This window comes from Dongia soli, from assembly GCF_034044715.1.
GTDB lineage: Bacteria > Pseudomonadota > Alphaproteobacteria > Dongiales > Dongiaceae > Dongia_B > Dongia_B soli.
Genome location: NZ_JAXCLW010000002.1, coordinates 297,374 through 318,169, shown reverse-complemented (window position 1 = coordinate 318,169; position 20,796 = coordinate 297,374). Strand labels below are relative to the sequence as shown.

The 20,796-nt window shown below is 56.0% G+C and carries 18 protein-coding genes; 15 read left to right on the top strand and 3 right to left on the bottom strand.

Annotated elements, in window-relative coordinates; all coding sequences use genetic code 11:
* The first annotated feature begins 151 nt into the window (after positions 1 to 151).
* Positions 152 to 1,339 carry an adenylate/guanylate cyclase domain-containing protein gene (locus SMD27_RS08005; protein ID WP_320507844.1) on the top strand — a complete coding sequence of 396 codons (1,188 nt, stop codon included), beginning with the start codon at positions 152 to 154 and terminating at the stop codon, positions 1,337 to 1,339.
* On the opposite strand, the gene tcyN is transcribed toward SMD27_RS08005, so the two are convergent.
* From tcyN to tcyJ, 3 genes are read right to left on the bottom strand one after another with little or no spacing between them, the layout of a single operon-like run.
* On the bottom strand, positions 1,315 to 2,085 hold the full coding sequence (gene tcyN / locus SMD27_RS08000) for an L-cystine ABC transporter ATP-binding protein TcyN (protein WP_452094320.1): 771 nt from the start codon (positions 2,083 to 2,085) through the stop codon (positions 1,315 to 1,317). The genes SMD27_RS08005 and tcyN overlap by 25 nt on opposite strands.
* Position 2,086: 1 nt before the next feature.
* Positions 2,087 to 2,752 (bottom strand): cystine ABC transporter permease, encoded by a 666-nt coding sequence (tcyL, locus tag SMD27_RS07995; RefSeq protein ID WP_320507843.1) that lies wholly within the window; start codon positions 2,750 to 2,752, stop codon positions 2,087 to 2,089.
* An 18-nt stretch (positions 2,753 to 2,770) separates the two neighbouring features.
* Entirely contained in the window at positions 2,771 to 3,565 is a 795-nt protein-coding gene (gene tcyJ, locus SMD27_RS07990; RefSeq protein WP_320507842.1) for a cystine ABC transporter substrate-binding protein, read from the bottom strand.
* 311 nt (positions 3,566 to 3,876) lie between these two features.
* Here tcyJ and SMD27_RS07985 point away from each other — a divergent pair, with 311 nt between their 5' ends.
* The 14 genes from SMD27_RS07985 to SMD27_RS07920 all read left to right on the top strand — a co-directional run bounded on the left by SMD27_RS07985 (position 3,877) and on the right by SMD27_RS07920 (position 20,769).
* Positions 3,877 to 4,665 carry a YdcF family protein gene (locus SMD27_RS07985; protein WP_320507841.1) on the top strand — a complete coding sequence of 263 codons (789 nt, stop codon included), beginning with the start codon at positions 3,877 to 3,879 and terminating at the stop codon, positions 4,663 to 4,665.
* A gap of 345 nt (positions 4,666 to 5,010) precedes the next feature.
* The gene (locus SMD27_RS07980; RefSeq protein ID WP_320507840.1) at positions 5,011 to 5,508 is read left to right on the top strand and encodes a hypothetical protein; all 498 of its coding nucleotides are present in this window, start codon (positions 5,011 to 5,013) and stop codon (positions 5,506 to 5,508) included.
* A gap of 162 nt (positions 5,509 to 5,670) precedes the next feature.
* Positions 5,671 to 7,302 carry a glycosyltransferase family 4 protein gene (locus tag SMD27_RS07975; protein ID WP_320507839.1) on the top strand — a complete coding sequence of 544 codons (1,632 nt, stop codon included), beginning with the start codon at positions 5,671 to 5,673 and terminating at the stop codon, positions 7,300 to 7,302.
* Positions 7,302 to 7,940, top strand: coding sequence for a polysaccharide biosynthesis/export family protein (locus SMD27_RS07970; protein ID WP_320507838.1), 639 nt, complete (start codon positions 7,302 to 7,304; stop codon positions 7,938 to 7,940). The genes SMD27_RS07975 and SMD27_RS07970 overlap by 1 nt, the downstream gene beginning before the upstream one ends.
* A complete protein-coding gene (locus tag SMD27_RS07965; protein ID WP_320507837.1) occupies positions 7,888 to 9,177 on the top strand; it encodes a transporter in 1,290 nt (429 codons plus the stop codon). The genes SMD27_RS07970 and SMD27_RS07965 overlap by 53 nt, the downstream gene beginning before the upstream one ends.
* Before the next feature lie 125 nt (positions 9,178 to 9,302).
* Positions 9,303 to 10,949, top strand: coding sequence for a GumC family protein (locus SMD27_RS07960; protein WP_320507836.1), 1,647 nt, complete (start codon positions 9,303 to 9,305; stop codon positions 10,947 to 10,949).
* A gap of 101 nt (positions 10,950 to 11,050) precedes the next feature.
* Positions 11,051 to 11,827, top strand: coding sequence for a CpsD/CapB family tyrosine-protein kinase (locus SMD27_RS07955; protein ID WP_320507835.1), 777 nt, complete (start codon positions 11,051 to 11,053; stop codon positions 11,825 to 11,827).
* 33 nt (positions 11,828 to 11,860) lie between these two features.
* Positions 11,861 to 13,111 (top strand): ExeA family protein, encoded by a 1,251-nt coding sequence (locus tag SMD27_RS07950; protein ID WP_320507834.1) that lies wholly within the window; start codon positions 11,861 to 11,863, stop codon positions 13,109 to 13,111.
* Between the two features lie 11 nt (positions 13,112 to 13,122).
* Positions 13,123 to 14,361 carry a UDP-N-acetyl-D-mannosamine dehydrogenase gene (gene wecC / locus SMD27_RS07945; protein ID WP_320507833.1) on the top strand — a complete coding sequence of 413 codons (1,239 nt, stop codon included), beginning with the start codon at positions 13,123 to 13,125 and terminating at the stop codon, positions 14,359 to 14,361.
* Positions 14,358 to 15,530, top strand: coding sequence for a non-hydrolyzing UDP-N-acetylglucosamine 2-epimerase (wecB, locus tag SMD27_RS07940; protein WP_320507832.1), 1,173 nt, complete (start codon positions 14,358 to 14,360; stop codon positions 15,528 to 15,530). Before wecC ends, wecB begins: the two co-directional genes overlap by 4 nt.
* A gap of 39 nt (positions 15,531 to 15,569) precedes the next feature.
* The gene (locus SMD27_RS07935; protein WP_320507831.1) at positions 15,570 to 17,246 is read left to right on the top strand and encodes a heparinase II/III family protein; all 1,677 of its coding nucleotides are present in this window, start codon (positions 15,570 to 15,572) and stop codon (positions 17,244 to 17,246) included.
* Entirely contained in the window at positions 17,247 to 18,515 is a 1,269-nt protein-coding gene (locus SMD27_RS07930) for a glycosyltransferase family 4 protein (RefSeq protein WP_320507830.1), read from the top strand.
* Between the two features lie 8 nt (positions 18,516 to 18,523).
* A complete protein-coding gene (galE, locus tag SMD27_RS07925) occupies positions 18,524 to 19,525 on the top strand; it encodes a UDP-glucose 4-epimerase GalE (RefSeq protein WP_320507829.1) in 1,002 nt (333 codons plus the stop codon).
* Between the two features lie 47 nt (positions 19,526 to 19,572).
* A complete protein-coding gene (locus SMD27_RS07920) occupies positions 19,573 to 20,769 on the top strand; it encodes a glycosyltransferase family 4 protein (RefSeq protein ID WP_320507828.1) in 1,197 nt (398 codons plus the stop codon).
* The last annotated feature ends 27 nt before the right edge of the window (positions 20,770 to 20,796 follow it).

Genomic DNA, 20,796 nt, shown 5'->3' with positions numbered 1-20,796 from the left:
TATTTCTACGGTCAGTCATGATGAGAATGCATGCTCATCTGCATATGCGGCAGTAGCGCAAAGCCCCGTCGGGTCATATGAAGGTAACAACCTTGGTCATCCGAGGCGCTTGGGCCCCGGCTTTTAACAGGTTCCTGTCTCTCGGGAAGCCATGAACGTTTCTATCGCAGATATCGCCCTGGTTATCATCGAATGGCTGGTTAGCGATTATTGCCACGATCTGGATGTTGCAAATCTGGTCGAAGGTCTGGGCGTTCGCCTGGTGAATGCCGGTTTGCCGATTGATCGTCTTGCATTCCATCTTTTCACGATCGATCCGGAATTTTTGGGCCGTGCGATTGCTTGGGCGCCGGGAGAATCGGTTGAGATCATCAGCCGGCGGCACGGCTTTGAGAACACGGCACTCGGGCAGAGAAATCCGGTTCGCCATGTTCTGAAGACCGGCGCTTGGCTCACGGTCCGGCCGGACCAACCGGGCGCCGATCATTGGCCGACTCACGATATCTATGCGAACCGGCAATTGGCCGAACTGGTTTTCGCACCGCTGCTGAGCGGATCCAGTTGGATCGGCGCCGTCAGCTTGTCGACTTGCCGAGAACGAGGTTTCAAACCGGAACATCATGCCCTGTTCCGGCGCATCATGCCGACCTTGCGAACGGTGATCGAACTCAAGATGTTGCAGGAACGCAGCACCAACCTGCTGGACACATATATTGGTACCGAAACCGGTCGCCGTATCCTGGCGGGTCATATCCGCCGCGACGACGTCGAAACCATCGAAGCTGCTTTGATGATCTGCGATCTGCGCGACTTCACCGGCTTGTCGAATCGGTTGTCCGGCGACCGGATTCTACACTTTCTCAATAGCTACTTCGATCAGGTACTGCCGGCGATCGAGGAAAATGGTGGCGAGGTTCTGAAATTTGTCGGCGATGCCATTCTCGCGATTTTCCGGATCAGCGACGATCCGGCGCGCAATTGTTCGGTGGCCTTTCAGGCTTCGCTGTCGGCGCTGTCGCGGCTCGCCAGCCTATCGGAAGCGGATGCGACATTATCCGCCGGCGTTGCCTTGCATTACGGCGCCGCGAGCTACGGCAATATCGGATCAGGCCATCGCTTGGATTTCACCGTCATCGGGCGCGACGTGAATCTGACCAGCCGAATCCAGACGGTTTGCGCCTCCAGCGGTGAACCGCTGCTGATGTCCAGCCGGTTTGCCAAACTGCTGACCGGTATCGAGACCAGGTCATGTGGGTATCACGAGTTGAAAGGCTTTGCCGAGAAGGTTGAGCTGTTTGCCGTTGCGGACCAGCCTCACGCCGATTCCGACGTCTCCTGATGCAATACCTTTCGTAGGAACCGCCGCGTGCGTTCGTGCTTGGGGTCCGCGAAGAGCGTCCGTGCCGACCCCTGCTCGACAATGACACCGCCATCCATGAACAACACGCGATCGGCCACGTCGCGCGCAAAATTCATTTCATGCGTGACGATCAGCATGGTGCGCCGTTCGACGGCCAACGAGCGTATCGTTGACAGCACTTCTCCGACCAATTCGGGATCTAACGCCGAAGTCGGCTCATCGAACAGAAGAACATCCGGCTGCATCGCCAAGGCCCGCGCGATGGCGACCCTCTGCTGCTGCCCGCCGGACAGCCGCGCCGGATAAGAATCCAGCTTGTCGCCGAGCCCCACTTTTGCAAGCAGGTTGCGCCCGCGCTCTTCTGCAACAGCCCGGCTTTCACCTTTCACGATGACCGGGCCCTCGATGACATTCTCCAAAGCCGTCCGGTGCGGAAACAGATTGAAATTCTGGAAGACGAAGCCGACATGCTGCCGCAACTGGCGAACCCGTTGTTTCTGCCGGTTCAGCGCAACCGTCCCGTCTATTTCGATCTCACCGACCCGGATACGACCACCGCTTGGCGCCTCCAGGCAGTTCAAACACCGCAGCAATGTGGTCTTGCCGGAGCCGCTGGGCCCGATGACAGCCAGCACCTCGCCCTTCGCTACGTCAAGGTCAATGCCGCGCAGGACCTCGCTCTCACGAAACCTTTTCGTCAGTCCCCGGACTTCGATCATGTTCATCTTACTTGCCCGCGGTATGTCGGTTGGCACGCCATTCCAGCCGATACTGCGCCCAATCGAGGCAAACCGAAATGACCCAATAGATCAGGGCGACGGAGATATACATGGTGAAGACTTCGAAGGTCCGCGCCGTGATCAACTGCGCCTGGCGAAAGAGATCCGGTACCTGGATGGTCGCTGCCATCGAGGTATCCTTGACCAGGCTGATGAAGCTGTTGCCCAAAGGCGGCAAGGCAACCCTGGCGGCCTGTGGCAGGATGACCCGCCGCATCATTTGAAAGGAGGTCATGCCGATCGACAATGCGGCTTCGCGTTGGCCACGATCGATCGACGCAATCGACCCGCGCAATATCTCGGCGGTGTAAGCGGCCATATTCAGGCTGAAGCCGATCATGGCGGAGGAAATCGGGTCAAGCCGGATGCCGAATTGCGGCAAGCCATAATAAATCAGAAAAAGCTGCACCAGCAGCGGCGTGCCGCGGATAAAGGAAATATAGACAAGGGCCAGGCGGCTGAGCAGCGTCACGGACGACAGACGCATCAGCGCTAGGATAAAACCGAGAACCAGCCCGAAGAACATGCCCCCAAGGCTGAGCAAAACGGTGTAGCCGGCCCCCTTCAGAAGAAGGGGAACCGACTGCACCAACAGGTCGATGTTGAAGGTCACGATTCCGACTTCGTCAGATCACTTCGTCACGTCGGCTCCGAACCACTTCTCGGAAATCTTAGCCAGCTCGCCGTCGGCCCGCAGGTCATCGATGGCTTTATTCAACGCCGCCAGCAGTTCGGGATTATCCTTGCGCAGGGCAATCCCTTGGTTCTGTTTGGCAAAGGGCTGGCCAGCAACCGCCAACTTTCCCTGATACTGCTTCACGCGTGCCGCCGCGACGAGGCGGTCATTAATGACTGCGTCGATTCGGCCGATCAGCAAATCCTGGTCTCGCGATGCATCGTCGTCATAGGTCCGGACATCGGCCTTGGGCTCGTTGTCCCGCAGCCATTTCTCATAATTGCTGCCGACCACGGCACCGACGGCCTTGCCGGCAAGATCGTCCGGCTTGTTGATCTTGGCCTCATCGCCCTGGCGGACGATGATCTGGATGCCGGAGACGGTATAAGGCTGTGAGAAATCGTACTTTTGCTGACGCTCCGGCGTGATCGTCACCTGATTGATGATGACGTCGAACCGCTTCGCCTCGAGCGCTGCCAGGATGCCATCCCATTTCGTCGGCTGGAATTCCGCTTTCACGCCGAGCTTGGCGGCGACGGCATTGGCAAAATCAACTTCAAAGCCGGCCAGTTGCCCGTTTTCATCCTGGAAATTGAATGGCGGGTAGGTCCCTTCCAAGCCGACCACCAGCGTACCCCGGCTCTTGATCTCGTCAAGCAAGGATGCGGCCTGAGCGGACACGGCCGCACCCGACATCGCAACCAGCGTTACGCCAGCAACGATAGCCAGCCGCAGAGTTTTAAAGTTCATGGAGACCCCCTTTCGAATTAATGACGCTTATTACGCTTACAGACAGGTACTGCCAGTATTCTGCAATAAAGGGGACACCCAAAGGCCGAATAGAGACAATTCCAACTGTTTGGTCAGGCCTCATTTTCTTAATCACGAGCTGCCCAAGGAGCAAACAAAATAAACTTTCGCGCGTGTTATAGATCAAATTTGGCTCTTTATAGGAGAATAAATATGATTATATACTCCGATTCATTGCGCCACCTCCTTGTCAGATGGATCCACCGGCGGCAGGTTGCCAGCACGCTCAGCCTCACTTAGAGATGCGATTGATGTTCTTTATCGCGGCCAAGCTTCTCGCCTTTCTGCTGACCCCCTCCGATGTCGTCCCGCTGCTCGTAATAATCGGGGCGCTGCTTATGCTATCGAAACGCCAGCTATCAGGTCGCATCCTGTTGAGCATCGGCCTCTGTCTGATGGCGGCGATCGCTTGGTCTCCCTTGGCGTTTTGGCTTCTCATGCCCTTGGAAAGCCGCCACCCGGCACCCAGTATCCGGCCACCGGTCACCGGCATCATCCTGCTCGGCGGCGCCGTTGACATCGCATTTCAACCGAGAGAAAGCGGTCCCCTTCTGACCCATGCCGGGGGACGATTGTTAACGACGGTCGCTCTCGCGCATCGTTTTCCGGCGGCCAAGATACTCATCTCCGGCGGCTCGCCCGAATTGAACGGCCGGGAAGCGCGGAGCGAAGCCGTCTTAACAAAAGCATTCCTCGCGCAAATGGGCATCGATCCTGACCGCATGCTGACGGACAGTGCATCCCGCGATACCTACGAGAATGCGCAGGAGGCGGCAAAGCTTCTGCAACCGAAACCGACGGATCAATGGCTTCTTGTGACGTCGGCGGTCCATATGCCGCGTGCACTCGGCGCCTTCAGTGCGATGAACTTTCCCGTCATCCCTTATCCGGCAGACTACAAGACTGGTGCCGACGCCAGCCTCGCCAGACTGCCCGATACCGCGGCACAAGGATGGCTCTATTGCGATGTGGCTACCCATGAATGGCTGGGATTACTCGCTTATCGATTAAGCGGCCGTACATCAGTGTTTCTTCCCTAAACCAGCTAGCACGCCCTCTCCGTTTCCCGCCTTAACACCCCAACATCCAGGCTCCCCCACAACAATCCAGGCTCGCCCGATTGCACGTATACCGCCTTCTGTGCGTCGGGCTTTGCATCACCAGCATGTACACGCTCCCGTGACACTACGGTGAAATCTGCATTTTCTTTCAATGCATCGCATCACAATGTTCGCGCGGCTTCTCACAGCTTTATCACAGCCGCTCTAACCCATTTCAGTTAGAGTTCCGGCGCTCACAAATGTTGAACTTGTGATCAAGATTTGGCGGCTGTTTTGAACCGCGTGCGGTTTAATCCAATCCGAAGCAAAAGGAGCGTCTCCGATATGAAGAAGATGTTGCTCAACGGTGCGGGTTCGCTCGTTATTTTTTTGGGCGTGGCCAGCAGTGCTGGTTTTGCTGCCTCACCAAGTGCTGTCGGTTCGTCCGCGGAATACTATCCCGCGAAGTCGTCAACGCTCTTGCGCGTCAGCGAAGCGAGCAATGCGAACTGCATGACCTGCATTCCCATCTCGTCGCCGTCCGTTAGCCAGATGATCGCGAGCTCGAGCTCACGCTTTTCTCCGAGCTATCTCGCTTCCACGCATATGGCGATTCCCCATATGGCCCTGCCGTTGAAGGCTTTCGCCGTCGATGGAGTTGAGAATGGTCAGCGCAACGATCTATCTCGCACCTTTCTGCTCGTTGTCACGGCCCTTGCCGCGTTCAGCCTGATTCGCCGGCGCAGCAGCAGTCAATCCAACAAGGTTGCTGAAACCGATTTTGGTTCGACGCCCATCTGGGCTCGGAAATGGTTGGAAAGGCCGACTCAAGGCTCCGTCTGAATCGGGTCAATGCATCGGCATGATTGCTTATCGCTAAACACCATCGGCAGAACTAGCGACGGATTTCTGGATGCCGCAGGGCTTCGCCTATCGACGATATGAACTGCAGAAGATCATCTCATCACCCGTTATCGCCTTCGTGGCCGTCGCCTCGGGTGAGCGATGATGATTCTTTATCTCTGCATGATCGGCGCACTTTTCATCAGCCTGCTTTGCATTCCCCAGTTGATGGCAGCCTCCGATCGTCTGGGCCTTATTGATCGCCCCGAGGAACGACGGGTTCACGTGCGCTCGACTCCGCGCAGCGGCGGCATCGGCATCGCGCTGGGCGCCCTCTTGCCTCTGCTTTTCTTGCTGCCGCAGCTGAGCCGGCCGGTCTATGCATATATTCTCGGAGCGCTCATCATCATTAGTTTTGGGGTATGGGATGACCGCAAGAATCTTGATTATCGCCTCAAGGTTCTGGGCCAGCTTCTGGCCATCATCGTTTTCGTCGGCGCCGGATACACTGTGAACCGCCTTCCTTTCATGTCGCCAGATTCTGTCTTTTCCTGGGTTTCCATTCCCGTAACAGGACTCTTCATGCTGGCGGTTACGAATGCATTCAACCTGCATGATGGTCTGGATGGGCTCGCGGCGGGTAGCGCCATTATGAGCTTGGGTGCAATAGCCATCATCGGCTTTTCACCGGACGCCCTGACCGTCTCGACCCTGTTAGCCGCAACAGTTATCGGTGCAGCCTTCGGTTTCCTGCGGTATAATACGCATCCGGCTGTGATCTTTATGGGAGATGCCGGAAGCCAGTTTCTTGGCTTTACGATTGCTGCTTTGGCCGTGCTTCTCTGTCGTCAGGATGTTCAATTGAGCCCGTCCTGCCTTTTGATGCTGATTGGCCTACCCGCGCTTGATACGGCGACTGTCATGTTTCAGCGCCTGAGAGCCGGACGTTCTCCATTCTCCCCCGATAAGAACCATATCCATCACAAACTGTTGGCGATCGGCTTTCGACACAATGAAAGCGTCGCGATTATCTATGGCATCCAGGCCATCTTCATTTCCGGCGCGCTGCTGTTGCAATCCGCCTCGGATTGGCTGGTGATACTGGTTTACCTGACGATCAGTATTGGCTGCTTGGCAGGCTATCACTTTCTTCAGGCCACAGGATGGCGGCCCCATCGCCATCCGAGCCCAACTTCGGCGAGCCAAGCGCTTCGTAAAACCGGCAAGCAATCGCGGCTGACAGCGGTTCTCAATTTCGCCCGGCTTGGCGCGGCACTGGCGACAGTTCTTTACATTCTCTCCGGCGTAGCTCTGGTTCCCGTTGCAAGGGATCTCTCGATCGCAAGCCTGGTGATCGCCTGCCTGGCTTTGATCGCCGTTAGTTTAAAATCGAGCCTGGTGGAACAGGTTGGACGTATTACCGCTTATATCGCCGCCACCGTCGTCTGCTATTCGCTGACCTATACGCAAACATCTTCGGAATTCTGGTGGCTTACTTTAACCGCCTGCCTCTTCGGGCTGGCCTTCGTTATTTCGTTTACGGGATGGCTTTTGCGTGATGGCGGGTTTCAATTCAACAATCTCGACTTTCTGATAGGAATTGCCTTGCTCGGCATTTTTCTCTTCCCGATGCATGGCGATACCGAAACCTCGTTCCGCAATTTCGCGCTTCGACTGGTGCCGCTGCTTTACTGCATCGAGATCCTGCTTAACGCGAAATCTCTGGCACGATCCTCTATCTGGATCGGCTCAATCGCCAGCCTACTTTTGATTGGCATGAAAGGTGTAATATAATGGAAAACCCTCATAAACCGCACCTCGACCTCTCCCTCCTGAAAGTCGTCATGCTGACGGCGGGCTTGTCTTTGACGCCCGGAGTATCTTTCGCGCAAAGTGCCGCTTCGGCCGCACCGCTGCCGAAACCCGCATTTCCGGAATACACCGTCAATGGCGGCGATACCCTGCACATCACCGTCTGGAAGGAACAGAACCTCGACAAGGACGTGACTGTTCAGCCGGACGGAAAGATCTCATTTCCCCTGGTCGGCGATCTCGAAGCCGTCGGCAAAACCACCAACGAAATTCGCCACGACATCGCCGAGTCCTTGCGCAAGAGCGACTACTTCCCTGACCTGAAAGATCCTGAAGTCGATGTTTCCGTCGTCAAGGCGACCGGTAATGCGATCTCCGTGGTCGGCCAGGTCAAACTACCCGGCACATTTCATGTAGAAGGACCAGTCGATGTCATGCAGGCGATCAGCCTTGCCGGTGGTCTTACCCCCTTCGCCGGTAAACGCCACATCCTCATCCTGAGACGCGAAGGCGGCAAGCAGGTAGGTATCCCGTTCAATTACTCCGACATAGAAGACGGAGAGCAACTTGATAAAAACATCGTTCTACGCAGCGGCGATGTCGTCGTCGTTCCTGACTGATCGTTGCAACAATCGGATTGGCTGCGTCATCCTGATGCCACGTTTTCGTATGTCTAAAATCGGGCCATATATCATTATCGCCCTCGTCGTCGACGGATTCGTTTTCGCGCGGCCGCGTAGCGCAGCCGCCGAACAATGGCTCCTGGAACCTGTCATGCAGCAACAGTTAAAATACGATGATAACCTGTTGCTTTCACCTGGCGGAAATTCGGCCTACGGCAGCATTTCGACCCCGGAGATTAAATTGTCCCGCCTCGGCGACCAGCTTCAACTGGTGCTCGACGGGCAGTTTCGCTTCTCACGCTACTTCAACAGATCCGAATTCAATTCGGACGACCAGTTCCTTTACTTCAATGGAACCTACCTCAACAGCGAGCGAAGCACTTTCCATCTCGACGCCAACTTCAAGCACGATACCTCGCTCAATTCCGACCTGAATGATTCAGGTAAATTCCTGGGCAAGAAAATCCGCGTGACGTCGTGGAATATTACCCCGTCCTGGGAATATCTGTTGAGCGAGCTCGATACGCTCGACCTGGCGGCCGGCTACAACCAGGTCGACTACAGTTCAAATCAGTTGACGAGCTATAAGAACTATTTCGCCAGCTCCACGTTTATCCACCAGATATCCGAAATTTCCGATGTCACGGCCACGCTGGATTACCAGCGTTTCGAGCCTGACGATGAGGAAAATATCAACACGAACACCGTCGGCTTCCTCGTCGGATATCGTTATCACCCGACAGAACGTCTGGAGATCGGCGCCGGCGTCGGTGCCAACTACACCGCTGCCGAGAATAGTGGCAACAACGATGTCGGCTATCGCATCAAGTTTAACGGCAAGTATCAGCTCAACGATCAAACCAATCTAACGGCGGATTTCTCGCATGATCGCGAACCGTCGAGCGACGGCGTTCTCGTGACGCGCAACCGTGTCAAGGCAAGTGCAAGCTACAGGCTGGACCCCCTCGTCACGTTGAGTGTCAGCGGTACCTACTACGACAACTCGGACCCGCTCTCTGTCAGCGGCTCCAGCAATAACAACAATCAAGAAGAGGACGTCCAGTCTTATGCCTTCGGCCCATCGATCGCCTGGCAGTTTTCGCAAAGCTGGAGTCTCGTCGGCAACTACACCTATCGCCACAAAGTGTCCGGCGACGATCATGAGAAGGCACATTCAAATGCTGTCTTCGTGACGCTGAAATATAGCCCTGTTGGATTTTCGTGGTCCGAATGACCCAGTCATCGAAAAACTTGCCGGCAATTTCGACTATGGAAGCTTCGAGCATGGCATCGACAACCACAGAGAACGGTCAGACAATCGATATCGTTGGCCTAGTCCGCCGACGGACACTTCTCGGCTTGACCGTCGCCATCTGCCTTTTTGCAGTAGTAGCGACCCTGGTCTTCCTGTGGCCGTCGACTTATCGTTCTTCTGCAACGATTCTGATCGAAGAGCCGAGCGTGGCCCCCGACATGGTCAAATCGACCGTGTCGTCGCTAGCGAGTGAGCAGCTGCAAATTCTGCAGACCCGTATCATGACCACGCAGAATTTGAGCAACATTATCGACGAGTTCAATCTCTTCCCCGGACAACGGGATCAGACGCCGCGCTCGGAACTTGTCGATAGCTTGCGCGACAAGGTCAACATGACTATGACCAATGTCGATGTGACCGATCCCAAAAGCGGTCGGGCCGACCGATTGACGATCGCCTTTACCCTCTCCTTCGATGCGAAATCGGCGGATGTTGCGCAGAAGGTCACCAATAAACTCGTCGAACTGTACCTCGCCGAAAACAATAAAAACCGCGAGCAAAAAGCTGCCGTTACCACTGAATTCCTGTCGAGTGAAACGAGCAAATTGCGCGATCAGGTGCGGGACCTTGAGGGCAAGCTTGCCGAGGTGCGGGCACGCTATGCCGGCAATCTGCCCGAGCAACAGTCGATGAACGACGACATGATGAATCAGGCCGAAGCTCAGCTGATGGACACGCAGCGGCAGATCGAAGCGCAGCGTCAACGCCGGAGTTTCTTGAGCGCGCAGTTGGCCAGCATCTCGCCCTATGCCCCCCCTGTCGAAGGCCAGTTGAGCCCCAATCCGGCTGCGCAGTTGCAGACTCTCCAGGTTCAATACGCCACGCTGTCTTCCCAATATGGGCCTAACCATCCGGATGTCGTTCGCCTGAAACGTCAGATCGAAGGCCTGCAGTCCTCCACCGGAACATCGGGAGACACTTCTGCGCTGCGATCGCAATTGCAGAAAGTAACCGATGAACTGAATGCCAGTATCCAGCGTTATGGTGCAAAGCATCCTGATGTCATTCGGCTGAAGAAAGAGCAGAGCAGCTTGCGCAAACAGATCGCGGGTGGCGGCAGTGGCGGCGGTTCCAGCTTGATGTCGCCCTCTCCCGATAATCCGACCTACATTCAAATGCAGTCCCAGTTGGGTGACGTCACATCCGATCTGCGCGGGTTGCAGGCCCAGGAAGCCAACCTTCAGCAACACCTGGCTGAATTGCGCGCCTTGAAAGCGCAAGCACCTCAGGCCGAGCGCGAATACGATGCTATCAAGCAGCAATACGACGCCGCCGTGGCGCGTTATCAGGCGACAAAGGAAAAGGCCTCCGATGCCCAGGTGGCGCAGAACCTCGAAGATTCCCGGCAGGGCGCTACGTTCTCCCTGTTGGAACCGCCCAACCTGCCGGACATTCCGGTTAAGCCGAACCGGCCGCTATTGCTGTTCTTTGGCGGCATCCTCTCGCTTGCTGCGGGTGCCGGAAGCTCGGTCCTGCGCGAGATGCTCGATCAGCGAATTGTGACAACGAAGTTCATCACACAAACCTTCGGTACGTCCCCTCTCGTTTTGATGCCGGTGATCAAACCGGAGATCGAAGATTCGAAGCGGAAGTGGCGCCATAGACTTCGTCTTTCAGCAGCTATGATCGCTTTCGTTGCTGCAAGTTTTATCATCTTTCATCTCTTCTTCTCATCATCGAGCTTGTTTTGACGGAATGATCTCTATGTACTCGCGCACGACCTGCAAGATGATCGAAAGTTCCGGCGCCTATCAAAAACGACGGCCGCTGCTCCTGCCGTTCGGAGTCCAACATGAATCATATTGAGAAAGCGCTTTCTCGAGCACGTGAACTACGTGCTATTCGCGGCGGCGAAGCGCCGGCCAATTCCACGACAATGACCGTGGAAGGCATTACACCGGAATATACACAGATCGCCGTTATTCCTGCCGCAGGCCGAGATTCGCCGACCAAGCTTGTCGCCAACCGTCCATGGCATCCCGCCTCGGACGTCTACCGCTTGTTGCGCATTCAAGTTTTGCAGAGGTTGAGTCGGAGCGATAAGACCACGCTTGCCGTGACCTCAGCCCGCAGCGGCGAAGGAAAGACGCTGACGGCGATCAATCTGGCCCTGTCGATTGCGATGGATGTCAATCAGACCGTTCTGCTGGTTGATCTCAATTTCCGGTCTCCAGGTATTCATCAGGAGTTCCAGTTTGATCCGAAGGCCGGCCTCAATGACTATTTGAGCGGAAAGGCCAACTTAAACGACTGTTTGGTCAATCCGGACATTCCGCGACTTCTCCTGCTCCCTGCGAGAGGCCATGCGACGAATTCCGCGGAGCTTCTGACATCCCCGCGGATGACGGCTTTAGCACGGGACCTCAAGCAACGGCACCGCAACCGGCTCATTATCTACGACACGCCGCCGCTCCTCTCCTCTGGTGATACGCTTGGATTTTTGCCGAATGTCGATACCGCGCTTTTTGTCATCCGAGATCGGGTCACGACACGCTCCGACATCCAACGCTCTGCCGAACTTCTGTCCGATCATCATGTGATCGGCACAATGGTCAATGCCGTCTCCTGACATCCACGACTTTGGATAAGGTGGGCCAATAGCATGTATGAAGAACATTTCGGGCTGACTGAGAAGCCGTTCACGCTTCTCCCCGATCCCAGCTTCCTGTATCTCAGCCGCAAGCATGCGATGGCTCTCAGCATGCTCGAATATAGTCTCGCGGGTCAGGCAGGCTTTACGGCGATCACAGGCGATATCGGCTCAGGCAAAACAACATTGGTCCGCAGCTTCATGCACCGCGCGGGCGATTCCGTTCATATCGGCCTGATCTCCAATACCCACCGCTCGTTCGACGACATTCTATCCTGGGTCCTGGCCGCCTTCGATATACAGGCGGTCAATGGATCGCGGCCCGATCAGTACCAGGCGCTCGTGGAATTTCTCATCAATGAATATGCCCTGGGTCGGCGCAGCCTGCTCATCTTTGACGAAGCCCAGAATCTCAGTGTCGATGCGCTGGAGGAATTGCGTCTCCTCTCCAACGTCAACACTGATAAGGACTTTCTCCTGCAGATGGTCCTGGTGGGGCAACCGGAGTTACTGGATAAGCTAAAACGGCCAGATCTCCAGCAATTCGCCCAGCGAATCAGCGTCAGCTTTCATTTAACGCCCCTCGCCTATAGCGAGACGCGCGACTACATCGCCCATCGACTCAGGGTCGCGGGGCGGACGCATCCGTTATTTGACGACCTGTCCATCGGGCTGATCCAACATTTCAGTGGCGGCATCCCTCGTATCATCAACACGCTCTGCGACATGAGCCTGTTATATGCCTTTGCCGATGGCCTCAATCAGGTCGGAACAGATGTCGTCTTCAAGGTGTTGGGCGACCGCTGCGGAGGGATCTCGGGTTTCTCGAGCGCAGATGTCGAAGATCAGGAAGCTATCCTCGCCCGAATTCGCCAGGAATATCGCATTCGGGAACAGCGAGTAGACCGGGATGCCGGATACCGCCCTCGCGAGGCGCCGGCCGGGCATCACCACGAAGTTATACACCGGGTGGTCGCTCCTCAAACCCAAGAAGTCTGGCCAGACATGCCCCCCGCGGAAGGCACCCAGCCGGAAGTCGTCCGCCTCATTCCTGCAGCGGATATTGTTCAGCCGCTCGATGACGCGCCCGATCCCTATGGGTTCCAATCCATTACCGACTTACAGGCGGTGCGTGCCGCAAAGCAGCGTTCCGCACAGCTGGATATTCCTGACGAGTTTGGTCCGCTCGGCTCTTTTCCCGCAATGGAAGATGATGGGCCGCGCGGCAGCACCTGGTGGAAGCGTCTGATTTTCGGACGATGAAAGGAGATACGATGACCGCCTTGAAAATGGCAGCCGATACACCGGTTACTCAGAATCGCAAAAAGATCTGTGTGATCGGCCTTGGCTATATCGGGTTGCCGACAGCATCGCTGCTTGGGACCAAAGGGTACGATGTCCTTGGCGTGGACATCTCACCTAAGGTCGTCGAGACGATCAATTCCGGCAATGTACATATTGTCGAGCCGGATCTCGACGTTTTGGTCCGCTCCGCCGTCCAGTCAGGGCGCTTGCAGGCCAGTACCAAATTGGCCGAAGCCGACATCTTCGTCATTGCCGTACCGACGCCATTTAAGGATGGCTTCCAGCCGGATCTTTCGTATATCGAGAACGCGACCCGCGAATTGGCGCAGCACATTCGCCCCGGCAATCTCGTCATTCTCGAATCAACCAGCCCGGTCGGGACAACCGCCAATATTGTTGCGGAAGGGCTGAAAGCGAGCGGACTGGATATTGGACGAGACGTGTTCGTCGCCCACTGCCCGGAACGCGTTCTGCCGGGCCGGATCCTCACGGAGCTGGTCGAGAATGATCGGATCGTGGGCGGCATCAACGAACAATCGACGGAGGTTGCTGCCAGTTTCTATGAGGAATTCGTGCGCGGCGAAGTTCTTCGTACCACGGCCAGTACCGCGGAAATGGCCAAGCTGGTCGAGAACTCCTTCCGAGACGTCAACATCGCCTTTGCCAATGAACTTTCGATGATCTGCGACCGCATCGGCATTAGCGTCTGGGAGGTAATCGAACTCGCTAACAAGCATCCACGAGTCAATATTTTGCGTCCTGGCCCGGGCGTTGGCGGCCATTGCATCGCCGTCGACCCCTGGTTCATCGTGGCCAATGCTCCGAATGAGGCAAGGCTTATTCGGACCGCCAGAGAGGTGAATGACAACAAACCCGACTGGGTCGTCACGCGCGTCACCACCGCGGCAGCGAAATTCCGCAATCCGGTGATCGCCTGCCTCGGGCTTGCTTTCAAGGCGGATGTTGATGATCTACGCATGTCGCCGGCCCTGGAAATCGTCCGACGGCTGAAGGACGAGAAGATCGCCAATCTTCTTATTTGCGAACCAAATATCAGACAGCATCCGGACTTCGATCTCGTCTCCATGGAAGAAGCCATCGAACGCGCCGATATCGTGGTCGTTCTCGTCGATCACCGGTCCTTCCGGAAACTGAAATCCATGGATTTGAAGGAAAAGGTCGTCATCGATACGCGAGGCATGCTTTGACCCAACAGCAACGAGTTCTTGTCGTTTTCGGCACCCGGCCTGAAGCCATCAAGATGGCCCCGGTCGTATTGGCGCTCGGGCGTTCGGCGGATATCGATTGCAAAGTCTGTGTTACAGGCCAGCATCGGCAATTGCTTGATCGAGCCCTTCAGGATTTCAGCATCACCCCCGATTTCGACCTGAATGTGATGCGAGAAAAGCAGGATTTATATGATATTACGATTTCCATTCTCGAACGTATCCGTGATGTCATTCGTGAGCTAAAGCCGGACGTGGTTCTCGTACATGGCGACACGACCACCGCCATGGCAGCCGCTCTCGCTGCGTTCTATCAGCAGGTTCCGGTCGGACATGTCGAGGCGGGGTTGCGTACACGCGACCTCCTCTCCCCTTATCCTGAAGAGGCCAACCGGCAGATTGTCGGTCGTATGGCGCAATTCCATTTCGCGCCGACGATCGGTGCGCGGGAGAATTTGATTGCCGAAGGCGTTCAAGCAGATCGAATCTGGGTTACCGGAAACACGGTCATTGATGCGTTGCTGATTGCAAAACGAAAAGTCGAAGCAATCGACAAGCAGCATTGGCAGGGACTATTCGGCGATCATCTTCATAACCGCCTGGCGAATAAGGCTCACCGCCATATTCTCGTAACCGGTCATCGCCGGGAAAGTTTCGGTCAAGGCTTTGAGAATATCTGCGTCGCGATACGCGAGCTTGCGACGCGCAATCCGGATTTTCAGTTCACCTACCCAGTCCACCTAAATCCGAATGTTCAGGAGCCGGTCAATCGGGTACTTGGCGGCCTTGCCAATGTGGCGTTGATCAAGCCGGTCGAATATTTGCCATTCGTCTGGCTGATGGGGCGGGCTGACGTGATCCTGACAGATTCCGGTGGTATTCAGGAAGAAGCACCGGCGCTTGGCAAAAAGGTTCTCGTCATGCGTGACGTGACGGAGCGCCCGGAAGCCGTCGCGGCCGGCACGGCGCGGCTGGTAGGTACCGATCCGAATCGCATCATCTCGGAAATCGAATTGGCCCTGGGTGACGGCGCCGAAAGTGCCGATACCATTCGTGCCCTGAATCCCTTCGGCGACGGCCGGGCCGCGTTGCGCATCGCCGATATTCTTCGGAATGCGGGCGGTAGTGACCTCTCCCGCAAAGTAGCTTGATCCCTGGGTATTGCGGCTGTGACGACGAATATCCAACGCATGATTCTAGCGACGCGCACGGCATCACAACTGAAGCCGCGGCAGTTGCTATGGCAGATATATCGCCGCCTGCGGCGCTCGACGCCGGTCGCCTTGCCGGCACCCGACAAGATAACACCGAATTCGGATTTTAAATTACTGCCGCCAGTGCCTGCAGCACCCAGCTACGAAAGCGATGGGACGTTTCGTTTCATCGGCTTGGCGCATCGCATGAACATGTCCGCCATCGATTGGCAGTGCAGTGAGTTGCCAAAACTGTGGCGATATAATCTGCACTACTTCGATTATCTGGTCGCGCCGAATTTCCGGACCGACCAGGCGGCTGCTTTGATTACCGACTGGATCAACCAAAATCCGATCGGAACCGAAATCGCCTGGGAGCCCTATCCGGCTTCCCTACGGCTGGTGAATTGGATCAAGCTTTATGCCTCACCCCAGCGTGCCACGCTTCCGCTGGCGCAGATGGAACGCAGTCTTTATGTTCAGGGCCGTTGGCTCGCCGCCAATCTCGAATACCATATACAGGCGAATCACCTGTTCAAAAATCTAAAGGCGATGGCTTTCGTCGGCTGCTTCTTCCGCGGCAACGAGGCTGCTTCTTGGCGTGCTCGCGCAAGCCGGCTTCTACTTGATGAAATCCAGGAACAGTTTTTGCCGGACGGCGGCCACTATGAACGGTCACCGATGTATCACGCCATCTGCACCGAAGATGTTCTCGATCTTCTCAACCTGATCTTACAAAACCCTGGCTCTGAACTCGATACGCTGAGCGAGCCCCTCCACAACACCGCCCGACGGGCCCTGGATTATCTCCGCGACGTTACCATGCCCGACGGTGACATCGCGCTCCTCAATGATTCCGCCATTGGCATTGCTGCTAAAACGGAAGAACTCACCGCTTATGCTGAGAAGATCATTTCCTATGAACCCAGCCATGCAGCGGATGAAAGCCGTGTCATTAAACTGAGCGATGCGGGTTATTACGGCTATCGCTACGACAATGACATGCTTCTGTGGGATTGCGGCCCGATCGGTCCTGAATATCAGCCCGGCCATGGTCATTGTGACGCGTTGAGCTTCGAGCTGTCATTGAAGGGCCGTCGCGTCATCGTTGATAGCGGTGTTTGCGACTATGAAGACAGCCCGACCCGCCGCTATGCACGAAGCACGGAAGGTCATAACACCATCCGCATCGATGGCGCGGAGCAGTCGGAAATATGGCATGTATTCCGCGTTGCTAGGCCCGCTAGCGTCCAGCAGCTCGATATGTCGGTTGGGCAACATAGTATTTCCGTAAGCGGCGTCCATCACGGCTACCGACGCTTGGCAGGCAAGATCGATCACAAGCGCCGCATACATGCTTTTCCGGTTGAAGGCCGCATCGAGGTGCAGGATGTTCTCTCCGGTATCGGCACGCATCTGATTGAGCTTTTCGTACACTTCCATCCCGACCTCTATGCGACTGCCGACTACGGCAGATTTCTTGTTCGCGAACGGAACAGCAGTACGCCGGTTGCAGAAATCGCCTTCGCCAATATCGACTCTGGAAGTGCGGCCAAGATCGGCCAAGGCATCTATATGCCGGAATTCGGCAAAGCGATTCCCAATGATGTTCTGGTGATCTCGCTGCGTCGCGCCCTTCCCGCCAACCTGTCTTGGACGATTAAGAGGCTGTAGATGCGTATCTTATTCCTGACGCACTACTTTCCACCCGAGGTGAACGCGCCGGCTTCGCGCACCTATGAGCATTGCCGCAGATGGGTTGAGGCCGGCGCCGATGTAACTGTCATCACTTGCGTGCCAAATCATCCCCGCGGCGTGATCTTTCCTGGCTATCGGAATCGGTTATGGCAGCGCGACCAGATAAACGGTATCGATGTCGTTCGCGTCTGGACTTTCGCGACCGCGAATGAAGGTTTCCTGCTGCGCACCCTCAATTATGTCGTCTTCATGTTGATGAGCATCGCTGCTTCCTGCTTCGTCAAACGGCCCGACGTCGTCATTTCAACATCGCCGCAATTCTTCGCCGGCCTCGCTGGCTACGTGACCAGCCGCTTGCGGCGCACTCGCTGGATTCTGGAAATTCGCGATCTGTGGCCAGAATCCATTCTCGCCGTAGGCGCCATAAAATCCAAGGCGATCATCGGACTGCTGGAATGGCTTGAGCGCTTCGCCTATCGCAAGGCCGATCAAATCGTCGTCGTCACCGAATCCTTTGTCCAACATGTCGCCAGCCATGGCGGTACGCGGGAGCGGATTGCGGTCATCACCAATGGCGTCGATCTTTCGACTTTTCAGCGGCGGGAACGGGATGTCGCTTTGGCCCAGGAACTTGGTCTCGGCGATAAATTCGTCGCTGCCTATGTCGGCACACACGGTATGGCCCATGGTCTCAAGACCATCCTGGAAGCAGCGGAAATTCTGCGGCACCGGTCGGATATCGCAATTCTGATGGTTGGTGACGGCGCCGCAAAAGCGGCTCTTAAAGAAGAACGTGACCAACGCGGCCTGAGCAATGTCGTGATGCTAGACGAACTGCCAAAAGACAAAATGGCACAAATCTGGTCGATTTCCGATGCCAGCCTCGTTTTGTTACGAAACTTGCCCCTGTTCTCGACCGTTATACCGTCGAAGATCTTCGAGAGCATGGCAATGGAACGACCGATCATCCTTGGCGTCGTCGGTGAAAGCGCCCGTATTATCGAGGCCGCACAAAGCGGCATCTTGATTAAGCCGGAATCGGCAGAGGAATTGAGCGCTGCCATTCGTACATTGGCCGATAACCGTGAACATGTTTCCGCTCTGGGGCGCCACGGGGCCGACTATGTCAGAACACATTACGACCGTGACAAATTAGCCGCCACTTTTCTCGACATCATTCGGCGTGTCGCGCAAACGACGACGGCTAGTGACCGCCGTCGGCATGCCGGCGCACCGGCGGAATAGGAGTTCGCATGAAGAATATTCTTGTTACTGGCGGCGCCGGTTATGTCGGCAGCCATACATGTAAAGCCCTCGCCGACGCTGGATATTGCCCGATCACGGTTGACAACTTGACGACCGGGCACGACTGGGCCGTGCGGTGGGGTCCTCTGGAGAAAATTGACATCCGCCAATCCGAACGCCTTGTGGATGTCATCAGCCGTCACCGTGTCTCTGCGGTGATCCACTTTGCCGCTTTGTCCCTGGTTGGCCAGTCTTTTGTCGACCCCGGCCACTATTACGACGTTAATGTCGGTGGCACGCTGTCCCTCTTGACCGCCATGCAGGCCACCGATGTCAGAAAAATCGTCTTTTCCAGTAGCTGCGCCGTCTATGGCATACCGGAAAGTCTGCCGATCCGGGAGACCGAATCCCAGAAACCGATCAATCCTTATGGCCGCACCAAAGCCGCAACCGAGGCCATGCTGACGGATTTCGCTACGGCTCACAATTTCCGGGTCGCCGCGCTACGCTATTTCAATGCCGCCGGCGCCAGTCCGGAAAGCAAGATTGGCGAAGCGCACGACCCTGAGACGCATCTGATTCCCCTGGTGATCGAGACCGCATTGGGCAATCGGCCGACGATCGATGTCTATGGCGACGACTACGATACAGAGGATGGAACCTGCCTACGCGATTATATCCATGTGAATGACCTGGCGCGCGCGCATGTAGCTGCACTGGATTACTTGGATAGCAAAGAGGGCTTCCACGCTTTCAATCTTGGTAATGGAAAAGCATATTCGGTGCTCGACGTCATCTCCGCCGTGGAGAACCGGGTCGGGCGTTCGGTACCGAAGCGCGTTATCGCCCGACGCCAGGGTGACCCCGCCGCCCTCTACGCCGATGCCAGCAAAGCTAGGCAAGCATTGAATTGGGAAACACGTGAATCCGATCTGGCCACGATCGTCGATTCCGCGGTGCGTTGGCATCAGGACACACGGCAACAGATCGAGCAGCGTAAAGCTTCGTAGCCAACCTGGCATGGCAACAACGAGTCGATGATGAGCGAGACACGATAATGAAAATTCTATTGAACCTCGTGCCACTCAAGAGTGGCGGCGGCGTCCAGGTGGGCCTCGATTTCGTGGCGCAGGCCAGATCGATTGGCAGCGAACACGAATGGGGAATCGTCGCGACTGAGGGAACTCCGTTCACAAAGCTCGCCGAAAGCCACAATATTAAGATTCTGGCAATCATCGGCAGCGATATCGCATCGCGGGTATCGTTCGAGCTGTTCGGCATCCGTCGGCTGGTTGCAAGCTACAAGCCCGATATCGTCTATACGCAGTTCGGTCCGACGCCCTGGCTACGCGGCGTAACAAATGTCGTCGGCTGCGCTTATTGGAACCTGTTCTATCCGGAACTCGATGCCTGGGTGCGCCACAGCTTTGTGGACGGAATCAAGAAACGGATCATTGACGCCTATCGCAGCCATAGCCTGAAGAGAGCCGATGCCCTGATCGTCGAGAGCGCGGCTATCGTTTTGCGTGCGCAGCGCATCCACGGACTCCCGGCGGAAAAGGTGTTTCATGTGCAGCCCAGCATCAGTTCGCTGGTGTCGCCGGAAACCACCCATCCAGCCGTCAAACAACTATGTGCCGAGCTGCCGAGCGGCTTCCGGGTATTAATGCTATCCGGATACCGTGCCCATAAGAATATCGAGCTTGTCCCCCGCATTGCCCGTCAACTGCGCCAACTCAATCGCAATTCCGATATTCGCTTCGTCCTCACTCTTCGCCAAGGTGACGAGAAGACCGTCGATATCCTCCATCAAGCTGCTCAGCTTGGTGTGTCCGATATGATCGACAATATCGGCCCTGTTCCTGCCGAAGGATGCGCCGAACTCTACAGGTCCTGCGATGCGGTCATTCTGCCGTCGCGCGGCGAAAGCGTCAGCAATAACGTCATGGAATCCTGGATTATGGAACGGCCGCTGGTCGTCAGCGATCTCGAATGGGCGCGAAGCGCCTGCGGCCCTGCAGCAATCTATTTTGAATTTGATAATGAGCATGACGCTGCCATGCGGCTTGCCGAATTGAGGGAACGTCCGGATCTTTATAATCACATCGTGCAATTGGGCCGAGAAGAGCTGAAGAAATACAACACTCCCGCACGGCGCTATCAGCAATATGTGGATGTCATGCAGACGATCCACCAGGGATCTCAGGGCCCGCGCACCACGGACACTCATACCCCCATTCATGCGGCCAATTAGGCGCGTGACGATGCACAGGTAATTCAT